Annotated in this window: 10 protein-coding genes; 6 read left to right on the top strand and 4 right to left on the bottom strand. The window is 64.6% G+C overall.

Annotation, left to right across the window (positions count from 1 at the left end; genetic code table 11):
• Positions 1-222 precede the first annotated feature (222 nt).
• Entirely contained in the window at positions 223-1,938 is a 1,716-nt protein-coding gene (locus JWQ89_RS21160) for an MFS transporter (protein WP_299644418.1), read from the bottom strand.
• Positions 1,939-2,195: 257 nt separating this feature from the next.
• Between JWQ89_RS21160 and JWQ89_RS21155 the strand changes: the two genes are divergently transcribed.
• The 5 genes from JWQ89_RS21155 (at position 2,196) to JWQ89_RS21135 (ending at position 5,371) form a co-directional block, all read left to right on the top strand.
• On the top strand, positions 2,196-2,654 hold the full coding sequence (locus tag JWQ89_RS21155) for a MarR family winged helix-turn-helix transcriptional regulator (RefSeq protein ID WP_299644416.1): 459 nt from the start codon (positions 2,196-2,198) through the stop codon (positions 2,652-2,654).
• A gap of 225 nt (positions 2,655-2,879) precedes the next feature.
• A complete protein-coding gene (locus JWQ89_RS21150; RefSeq protein ID WP_299644413.1) occupies positions 2,880-3,953 on the top strand; it encodes a 3-deoxy-7-phosphoheptulonate synthase in 1,074 nt (357 codons plus the stop codon).
• Positions 3,954-4,102: 149 nt separating this feature from the next.
• Positions 4,103-4,672 (top strand): CDP-diacylglycerol--glycerol-3-phosphate 3-phosphatidyltransferase, encoded by a 570-nt coding sequence (gene pgsA / locus JWQ89_RS21145; protein ID WP_299644412.1) that lies wholly within the window; start codon positions 4,103-4,105, stop codon positions 4,670-4,672.
• Positions 4,669-4,920 carry a MoaD/ThiS family protein gene (locus JWQ89_RS21140; protein ID WP_299644409.1) on the top strand — a complete coding sequence of 84 codons (252 nt, stop codon included), beginning with the start codon at positions 4,669-4,671 and terminating at the stop codon, positions 4,918-4,920. Before pgsA ends, JWQ89_RS21140 begins: the two co-directional genes overlap by 4 nt.
• Before the next feature lies 1 nt (position 4,921).
• Positions 4,922-5,371: a molybdenum cofactor biosynthesis protein MoaE gene (locus tag JWQ89_RS21135; RefSeq protein ID WP_299644407.1), complete on the top strand. Its 450-nt coding sequence runs from the start codon at positions 4,922-4,924 to the stop codon at positions 5,369-5,371.
• A 51-nt stretch (positions 5,372-5,422) separates the two neighbouring features.
• On the opposite strand, the gene JWQ89_RS21130 is transcribed toward JWQ89_RS21135, so the two are convergent.
• Complete coding sequence (locus JWQ89_RS21130) at positions 5,423-6,313, bottom strand: branched-chain amino acid aminotransferase (RefSeq protein WP_299644405.1); 891 nt, start codon at positions 6,311-6,313, stop codon at positions 5,423-5,425.
• Positions 6,314-6,514: 201 nt separating this feature from the next.
• Between JWQ89_RS21130 and JWQ89_RS21125 the strand changes: the two genes are divergently transcribed.
• On the top strand, positions 6,515-6,967 hold the full coding sequence (locus JWQ89_RS21125; RefSeq protein WP_299644403.1) for a MarR family transcriptional regulator: 453 nt from the start codon (positions 6,515-6,517) through the stop codon (positions 6,965-6,967).
• Here the strand turns inward: JWQ89_RS21125 and JWQ89_RS21120 are convergent.
• Together JWQ89_RS21120 and JWQ89_RS21115 are read right to left on the bottom strand one after the other, a co-directional pair.
• Complete coding sequence (locus JWQ89_RS21120) at positions 6,964-7,716, bottom strand: FAD-binding oxidoreductase (protein ID WP_299644401.1); 753 nt, start codon at positions 7,714-7,716, stop codon at positions 6,964-6,966. The genes JWQ89_RS21125 and JWQ89_RS21120 overlap by 4 nt on opposite strands.
• The gene (locus JWQ89_RS21115) at positions 7,709-8,314 is read right to left on the bottom strand and encodes a sulfite oxidase-like oxidoreductase (RefSeq protein ID WP_299644399.1); all 606 of its coding nucleotides are present in this window, start codon (positions 8,312-8,314) and stop codon (positions 7,709-7,711) included. The genes JWQ89_RS21120 and JWQ89_RS21115 overlap by 8 nt, the downstream gene beginning before the upstream one ends.
• Positions 8,315-8,488: the final 174 nt, after the last annotated feature.

Below are 8,488 nucleotides of genomic sequence, written 5' to 3'. Positions count from 1 at the left end.
GCGGATGTTCATTTGGTTTTCCCTTCTGTCTGGTGACCTCTATGTAGGACCACCAACCCGACCCAACCAGTCGTCTATTGCGCATCCAAGCCATGCGCCCGGCGCACGCCAAGTTAACCACCATTAAGTTTCCGTTCAGAATCCCGGGAGGTGCGCCCCCGGGCCATTCATCTCCGTTCAGAACCCGTTCAGCTCTGCGGCAAACCAGCGGCGCCCGTGTGGCTAACCCTTGGCCGGTTCAGCCACCTTCCCGCTCACTGACCCGCCCAGCCACGATGCCAGGGCCGCCAGGACGTAGAGCAGCAGGGAAATGGTGAACGCGATCTTGATCCCCACCATGAACGGTCCAGCCAGCAAATGCGGGAAGAACTCCTTGCCCGTGATCACCGTCTGCTGCTCTGCGGTGAGCGCATGCAGCGCCTCCGCGGGAATCAGCTCGCCCATCGGGTTGTAGCCGAGAAACGCCGCAAACAGGCTCGCCACCGGGGGTTCGGACGCCACATGCGCCGAGATATCCCCGCTCAGCCCCTGCGCGATAAGATTGCTCTCCATGCTCTGCGGCAGACTCAGCGAAAGGCCCACGATCATCAGCGTGAAGAAGATGCCGATCGACAGCACCTGCCCCGCATTCATCGCCGTCGCCCGGATCCCCGCCGCCTGTCCGCGCTCCGAAGCGGGCACCCCGTTCATCGTCTGCGTCGCATTCGGGGCCGAAAACAGCCCAGACGCCACCCCGTTCAGAAACAGCAGCGTCGCAAAGATCGGATAATCGAAATCAGCATTCAGCAGCATCAGCATCAGGAACGTCGAGGCGCCCAGCAGCATGCCGAAGCTGGCGAACGCCCGTTGTCCGAACCGATCGGCCAGCACCCCGGCCACCGGTCCCGCAATCAGCACGCCCAGCGTCAGCGGGATCATGAAGATGCCGGCCCACAGTGGCGTCGATTCGAAGCTGTAGCCGTGCAGCGGCAGCCAGATGCCCTGCAGCCAGATGATCAGCATGAACTGCAGCCCGCCCCGCGCCACCGAAGTGAGCAGATTGGCCGAGATGCCCGCAAAGAATGGCTGGATAGCGAACAGCTTCAGGTCGATCATCGGCGGCCTGGCCCTGGTCTCGATGAACAGGAAGAACGCCAGGAACACCAGCCCGAGGCCCAGTTCCGCCAGCACCTGCGGGCTGCCCCACGCCATCAGGTCGTTGTGGTATGGCTGGATCCCGTCATTGACCCCGATCAGCAGCAGGACGAGCCCGACCGCGAAGGTGACATTGCCCCACCAGTCGATCTTCGAATGCCGCTTGGGCACGTAGTCCTTCATGCTGACATAGGCCCAGGTCGTTCCGACGAGGCCGATCGGCACGTTGATCCAGAAGATCCAGCGCCAGTCGATATCCGCCAGCAGCCCGCCCAGGATCAGGCCGATGAACTGCCCGGCGATCGCTGCCATGGTGTTGATGCCGAGCGCCAGCCCGCGTTGCTTTGCTGGAAACACGTCGATGAGAATCGCCGTGGCGGTCGAGGTCAGCATTGCGCCGCCGATGCCCTGCACGATCCGCAACCCGACGAGGTAGTATGCCGCGCCATCGCCGGTCGGCATGAAGCTCAGCGCGATCGAAGCCAGGGTGAACACCAGGAAGCCGAGATTGTAGACCTTGGCCCTGCCGAACATGTCGCCGAGCTTGCCGAACGTCACCACCAGCACCGAGGTGACCACCATATAGCCCATGATCGTCCAGAGCAGGACGTTGGTGTTTCCGGGGTCGAGCGGTCTCAGTCCTATGCCGCGGAAGATCGCCGGCAAGCTGATCAGCACGATCGAGGCATTGATCGTCGCCGCCAGCATGCCCAGCGTGGTGTTACTCAGAACCATCCATTTGTGGCTGGTCGGTTGGGAAGTCATCGTCAGCGTGTCCTTGGAGCCCTTGCCCCAGTCGCGCATGAGCCATCGCCGGAGCCTTGGCACCGTATAGTTAGGATACTAACTAATGGCAACCAGCGGTCCCCGCATACCTGATGCGCGACACGCGGCGAGCGGCGGCCTGTAGCCAACCCGCACTCGTCATGGCGTCAACCGTCCGGCCGAAGTATCCTCCCGGTGGGAATGCGCAGCCCCGCTGTTGCTCAGCACCACCCAATTGTGTTTGTTCCTGCACCTAGTCGCGCCGCCGACACGATGAAGAACAGGATACGATTTTGATGGCCACGGATGATCGCGCACTGCTGCTACGCGACCTGACGCGCGACCTGCTGCTGGCCGGGCGCCTGTGGCGCAAGATGGCGCGCTCGGCGGCGGCGAGGCACGGCGTCTCCGAAGCCGCCTCCGCGCCTCTGATCTGGATCGATCGGCTGGGCGACAACGTGCGCCAGAACGCTCTCGCCGACGCCATCGGCATCGAGGGCGCTTCACTGGTCCGTCTCATCGATGAACTCCAGGCCTCTGGTCTCGTCACCCGCGAGCCTGATCCCAGCGACCGCCGCGCCAACGCCGTATCCCTCACCGCCCGCGGCCGCGAGGTCGTCGCCGAGGTCAGCGAGGACGTCATGGCGCTCCGCAGCCAGGTCTTCGCCGGCCTCGACCAGTCCGATTTCGAAGCCACCCTGCGAGTCTTCGCCGCCATCAAGACTGCCACCGACAAGGATGGCGAACCGGGCTAGACGAAATGCTGATCGCTCCCCCGTGACAAGCCCTTCGGCCTCGGCTACAAATCCGCCCATGAACCTTCGCGCCGCCTATTCTTATTGGTATTTTACCACCGGAAGCCGCTGGCAGCCGAAGGGGTGCGTTTGATCTAAAGAACCAAACGAAGATTTCCCGAAACGCCGCCAGATCACCTGGCGGCTTTTTTGTCGCCGGTGCCCAAACCGAGGAGCCGACGACAAATGCTGAAATCCACCGACGACCTGCGCATCACGGAGATTCGCGAACTCCGATCCCCTGAGGAGGTGATCCGCGAGTTCCCCCGCACCGACGCGGCCACCCGCACCGTGCTCAGCGCCCGCCACGCGCTCCACAACATCCTCCACGGCACTGACGATCGCCTCGCCGTCGTGGTCGGCCCCTGCTCCATCCACGATCCGAAGGCCGCGTTCGAGTATGCCCGCCGCCTCGCCACGGTCCGAGAGCGCCTCGCCGGCAGCCTCGAGATCGTCATGCGCGTCTATTTCGAAAAGCCCCGCACCACCGTCGGCTGGAAGGGCCTCATCAATGATCCCAACCTCGACGGCAGCTTCGACATCGACAACGGCCTGCGCCTCGCCCGCTCGGTGCTGCTCGAGATCAACAACCTCGGCCTTCCCGCCGGCTGCGAATTCCTCGACATGACCACCCCGCAATACTTCGCCGACCTCGTCTCATGGGGCGCCATCGGCGCGCGCACCACCGAGAGCCAGGTGCACCGCGAGCTCGCTTCGGGGCTGAGCTGCCCGGTCGGATTCAAGAACGGCACCGACGGCAACGTCCGCATCGCGCTCGACGCGGTGAAATCCGCCAGCCAGCCGCACCATTTCCTCGCCGTCACCAAATCCGGCCGCTCCGCCATCGCCGCCACCACCGGCAATGACGACTGCCACATCATCCTGCGCGGCGGCAAAGTCCCGAACTTCGGCGCCGAAAGCGTAAACGCCGCCTGCCTCGAAGCCGAAAAGTCCGGCATCCGGCCCGCCGTGATGATCGACGCCAGCCACGCCAATTCATCCAAGAACCCGGAGAACCAGCCCCTCGTCCTCGCCGACATCGGCGCCCAGGTCGCCGCGGGCGACAAGCGCATCGTCGGCATCATGGCCGAATCCAACCTCGTCGCCGGCCGCCAGGATCTGGTCCGCGGCAAGCCTCTGGTCTACGGCCAGTCCATCACCGACGGCTGCATCGACTGGGACACCACCGTCGTGGCGCTGGAGAAGCTAGCCGCAGCGGTCGAAGCACGCCGCCGCACCACCGGCCAGCTCGTCGCCTGATACACAAGCCCACCAGCGATCACCTTCTCCCACAAGGGGAGAAGGCGATAGGCGCCAACTCGGTGGTCGACACGCCCCCTCAACCTTCCCGCAACCCTCATCCCCCACCGCGCCTTGACCCCGCCACGCCGATAGCGTCTTCTCCGCCCATGCAAATCCCGCCCCAACTGATGTCGCTTCCCAACCAGCTGACCATCGCGCGCATCCTCGCGATTCCGGTGATCTGCCTGTTCCTCGTCGTCGGCTGGGACTGGCTGCGCTGGCTGGCGCTGCTCCTCTACATCGCCGCCGCCATCACCGACTGGCTCGACGGCTTCCTCGCCCGCCGGATGAATCTCAATTCCGCGCTTGGCAAGATGCTCGATCCCATCGCCGACAAGCTGCTCGTCGGCGCGCTGCTCATCACCTTCGCTTGGACCCGCGATCTCAACGGCTGGGACCTCATTCCCGCCATCGCCATCATGCTGCGCGAGATCTTCGTCTCCGGCCTCCGCGAATACCTCGGCAACCGCGCCATCGAGGTGCCGGTCACCTTCCTCTCCAAGTGGAAGACCACGGCGCAGCTCGTCGCGCTGGCGCTGATCATGGCCGCCCCCATGCTGCTCGGCCTCGGCTTCATCAGCCACGTATTCCTCTGGCTGGCCGGCGGGCTTACCGTGTGGACCGGCTGGGAGTATCTTCGCTCCACCTGGCCGCACCTTTCGGGTCCCGAGATATGAAAGTCCGCTACTTCGCCTGGCTCCGCGAGCGCCTCAATCGCGGCGAGGAGGACATCTCCCCGCCGCCCGAAGTGCTGACCGTGGCCGACCTGATTCAATGGCTGAGAGGCCGCGACGAAGCCGCTGATCTGGCGATGCAAAAGCCCAACCTGATCAAGGCCGCGCTCGACACCGAGATCGTCCCGCATACCGCGCTCATCGCCAACGCCAGGGTCATCGCCCTCTTCCCCCCGATGACCGGCGGCTGAGATGTCCGTCCGCCTGCAGGAGGCGTCCTTCGACCCCGGCGCCGAGACCAACGCTTTCCTGAAATCCTCAGCCGGCGCCGGCGCCGCGGTCACCTTCACCGGCCTCGTCCGCTCCCGCCCCGGCGACCCGGTGAGCGCCCTCACGCTCGAGAGTTATCCCGAGCTCGCCGAGGCTCAGATCAGCAAGGCCATCGCCGAAGCCGTCACTCGCTTCGGCCTCATAAAGGCGAGCGTCATCCACCGCTACGGCCGCCTCGCAGTAGGCGAGCCCATCGTCCAGGTCATGGCCCTCGCCCCGCACCGCGAAGCCGCCTTCAAAGGCGCCCAGTTCCTGATGGACTACCTGAAGACCGACGCCCCGTTCTGGAAGAAGGAGGACACGCCCGACGGCGACCGCTGGGTCGAGGCGAAACCCGAGGACGACACGGCCCGCGACCGGTGGAAGCAATGAAAAAGCCCGCTGCGCCGGCAGCGGGCCTCCAAATCTCCGTGTAGCCGAAGCCTACTCCGCGGCGACCTTCTTCGGCGTCACGGCTTCCGTGTAGGCGTTGATCAAGGTGGTGCAGGCCTTGCCCGGCTTGAACCTGTACTGGCCGACTTCCGACACCGGGGTCAGTTCGGCGGCCGTGCCGGTGAGGAAGCACTCGTCGTAGTTGCCGAGCTCGTCGGGCAGGATGTGCCGCTCGATGACCTTGTAGCCGTTCTCTTTCGCCAGCCCGATCACCGTCTGCCGGGTGATGCCGTTGAGGAAGCAATCCGGCGTCGGCGTGTGGATTTCGTCGCCCTTGACGAAGAACACGTTGGCGCCCGTCGCCTCGGCGACATAGCCGCGATAGTCGAGCATCAGCGCATCGGCATAGCCGTTGGCCACCGCCGCGTCCTTGGACAGCGTGCAGATCATGTATAGGCCGGCGGCCTTGGCCGATGACGGGATGGTCTCCGGGCTCGGGCGCTTCCACTTGCTCCACTCGAGCCGTATGCCCTTGAGCTTTTCCTCGACTGAGAAATAGCTCGGCCAGACCCAGGCCGCGATCGCGAGGTGAACCTTGTTGTTGCGGCCGGCAACTGCAAGCTCCTCGGAGCCGCGCCACGCCACCGGGCGCATGTAGGCGTCGACGAGGTTGTTCTTGGCCAGCACCTGCCGGCACGCCTCGTTGATCTCCTCGACCGAGTAGGGAATGGTGAAATCGAGCGTCTTGCCGCTGTCGATCAGGCGCTGGCTATGCTGCGTCAGCTTGAACACCTCGCCGCCATAGGCCCGCTGCCCCTCGAACACGCAGCTCGCATAATGCAGCCCGTGAGTCAGCACGTGGATCTTCGCGTCCTGCCACGGGACCATTTGACCATCGAACCAGATCCAGCCTTCGCGCTGGTCCATCGGCAAGCCTGCCATCGCTCATCTCCCAGAAATTGCGGTCCTCGAAGGCCGCCGTGTTATTTGCCTGTGATCCTGCCCCACCGGCTTGCTATTGGCAAACCGGAATGGCTTTGGGATAAGGCAAAGGGTTGCATTTTCGATGGGGTGATGATGGCACCGGGCAAAATAAGTGTCAACAAGGCTGACATAAATTTGGCAGGTCCCTACGACCCCGACATGCCGCTCGATGTCATGGGCCTGTTCTTCTTTGCCTATCGGGACTTCGTCGGCGATGCTGATGCGCTGCTCGAGCGCCAGGGCTTCGGCCGCGCCCATCACCGGGTACTGTATTTCGTCAATCTGAAGCCCGGCATGCCCGTCGCCGACCTGCTCGATATCCTCAAGATCACCAAGCAGAGCCTTGCCCGGGTCCTCCGCCAGCTCGTCGACAACGGCTATATCGAACAAAAGACCGGCGAATCCGACCGCCGCCAGCGGCTGCTCTACGCCACCGACAAGGGCCGCGGCCTGTTCGAAACCCTGTCCGCCACACAGACCAGCCGCATCGAATCCGCTATCGCCGCGCTCCCCCCCGAGGGCAAGCGCACGGTGCTCAGGTTCTTCGTCGGCATGGTGGAGCCCGAGGATCGCGGCCTGCTGGACCGGCTGAGGCTCACCGAAGAGCTCTAGACGCCGTACCGCTCGGTCCTGATCATCCCCGCCGGCACCCCGGCCATCATCGCCCCCGTTGCCGCGGTGTCGCAGAACGCATTGGCGCCACACACGAACACCTGTGAAGGCGGCCCGGGCAGCATCGCCAGCGCGTTCGACATGATGGGTCCATCGATCCGCCGTGAATAGTCGCCCTCCCGCCGCGCCCCCTCGCGGGTGATCGCCAGCACCAGCTGGAAGCCGTTGTTCATCGCCGCATAGTCGAACAGCTCCTCGCGGAAGATCACCTCGTCCCACATCCGTGCCGAGAACAGCAGCACGATCGGCACCCACAGCGCCCGGCTCAGCATCCGGTGCCGCACCATCGAGACCAGCGGCGCGACGCCCGAACCGCCCCCGACCAGCAGCAGCGGCCCGCCCGCCGCGACCGACCAGATGAAATAGCCACCAAGCGGGCCGCGCACCTCCACCGCGTCGCCGACCATCGCCACGTCGTGAAAATAGGGAGAGACCTCGCCATCATCGAGCCGCTCGATGGTCAGCTCGAAGCTCTCCATCTGTTCGGGTGGCGAGCTGATCGAGTAGCTGCGCTGCGCCCGGTAGCCATCGGGCGCCGTCAACCGCACCTCGGCGTGCTGCCCGGCCGTGAACATGAACGGCTGTTCCGGCTTCATCCGGAACGATTTCACCCGCGACGTCCGCACCGTAATTTCCGTGATGGTCGCGGTCTGCCACGGGCGGGCAGGAATCGTCACAGGTTCAGTCATCGGTGTAGCGCTGCTCCTTCCACGGGTCGCCGTGGATGTGATAGCCGCGCAATTCCCAAAAGCCGGGTTCGTCGCGCTGGGTGAACTGCAGGCCGTTCAACCACTTGGCCGACTTCCAGAAATAGAGGTGCGGCACCAGTAACCGCACCGGCCCGCCATGATCGGGCGGGATGGGGCCCCCGGCATAAGTAAGCGCCACCATCGCCTTGCCGACCGCGAGGTCCGCGACCGGTACATTGGTGGAATAGCCGTCGACCGAATGCGCCAGCACATATGGCGTCGGTGCCTCGATCCCCGCCTCGGCGAGGATGTCGTCAAACAGCACCCCGCTCCATTGCGTGTTGAGTTTCGACCACGCGGTCACGCAATGAATATCGCGGACCCACCTCGTTTGCGGCAGCGCGTTGAACTCGTCCCAGTTCCATTGCTTCACCGGTCGCGGCCCGATCTTCAGGGTGAACGACCACTTCGCGACATCGACAGGCGGCGTCGGCCCCGCCGTCAGCACCGGAAAGCCTTCCGTGAGCGATTGTCCCGGCGGCAACCGGTCGCCCAGTTCATCCTGCCTGCCACGACCGAAAAACCCGCGCGTAACCATGGGCGTGCCTCCAGTGGACTATCCGCCCTAGCATGGCCCCAACTCTGTTCGCGCGAAAGAGACAACCGCCCCGAGGAGCCGCAGACTCTCGATCCGCTCGGCACTGCCTCCGCTACACTCCCGGCTGCCGGTAGCCGACCGACTTCGCGCGGCCAAGGGCATCCAGTGTTTCCT

It is taken from the genome of Devosia sp. (assembly GCF_028290645.1).
Taxonomy (GTDB): Bacteria; Pseudomonadota; Alphaproteobacteria; order Rhizobiales; family Devosiaceae; genus Devosia_A.
The sequence above is the reverse complement of the archived record's forward strand: the minus strand, read 5'-3'. Positions and strand labels throughout refer to the sequence as shown.

Coding starts and splice junctions, on each gene's coding strand:
- JWQ89_RS21160 (WP_299644418.1), bottom strand. CDS start 1,938: ATGCGCGACTGGGGCAAGGGCTCCAAGGACACGCTGACGATGACTTCC.
- JWQ89_RS21155 (WP_299644416.1), top strand. CDS start 2,196: ATGGCCACGGATGATCGCGCACTGCTGCTACGCGACCTGACGCGCGAC.
- JWQ89_RS21150 (WP_299644413.1), top strand. CDS start 2,880: ATGCTGAAATCCACCGACGACCTGCGCATCACGGAGATTCGCGAACTC.
- pgsA (WP_299644412.1), top strand. CDS start 4,103: ATGCAAATCCCGCCCCAACTGATGTCGCTTCCCAACCAGCTGACCATC.
- JWQ89_RS21140 (WP_299644409.1), top strand. CDS start 4,669: ATGAAAGTCCGCTACTTCGCCTGGCTCCGCGAGCGCCTCAATCGCGGC.
- JWQ89_RS21135 (WP_299644407.1), top strand. CDS start 4,922: ATGTCCGTCCGCCTGCAGGAGGCGTCCTTCGACCCCGGCGCCGAGACC.
- JWQ89_RS21130 (WP_299644405.1), bottom strand. CDS start 6,313: ATGGCAGGCTTGCCGATGGACCAGCGCGAAGGCTGGATCTGGTTCGAT.
- JWQ89_RS21125 (WP_299644403.1), top strand. CDS start 6,515: ATGCCGCTCGATGTCATGGGCCTGTTCTTCTTTGCCTATCGGGACTTC.
- JWQ89_RS21120 (WP_299644401.1), bottom strand. CDS start 7,716: ATGACTGAACCTGTGACGATTCCTGCCCGCCCGTGGCAGACCGCGACC.
- JWQ89_RS21115 (WP_299644399.1), bottom strand. CDS start 8,314: ATGGTTACGCGCGGGTTTTTCGGTCGTGGCAGGCAGGATGAACTGGGC.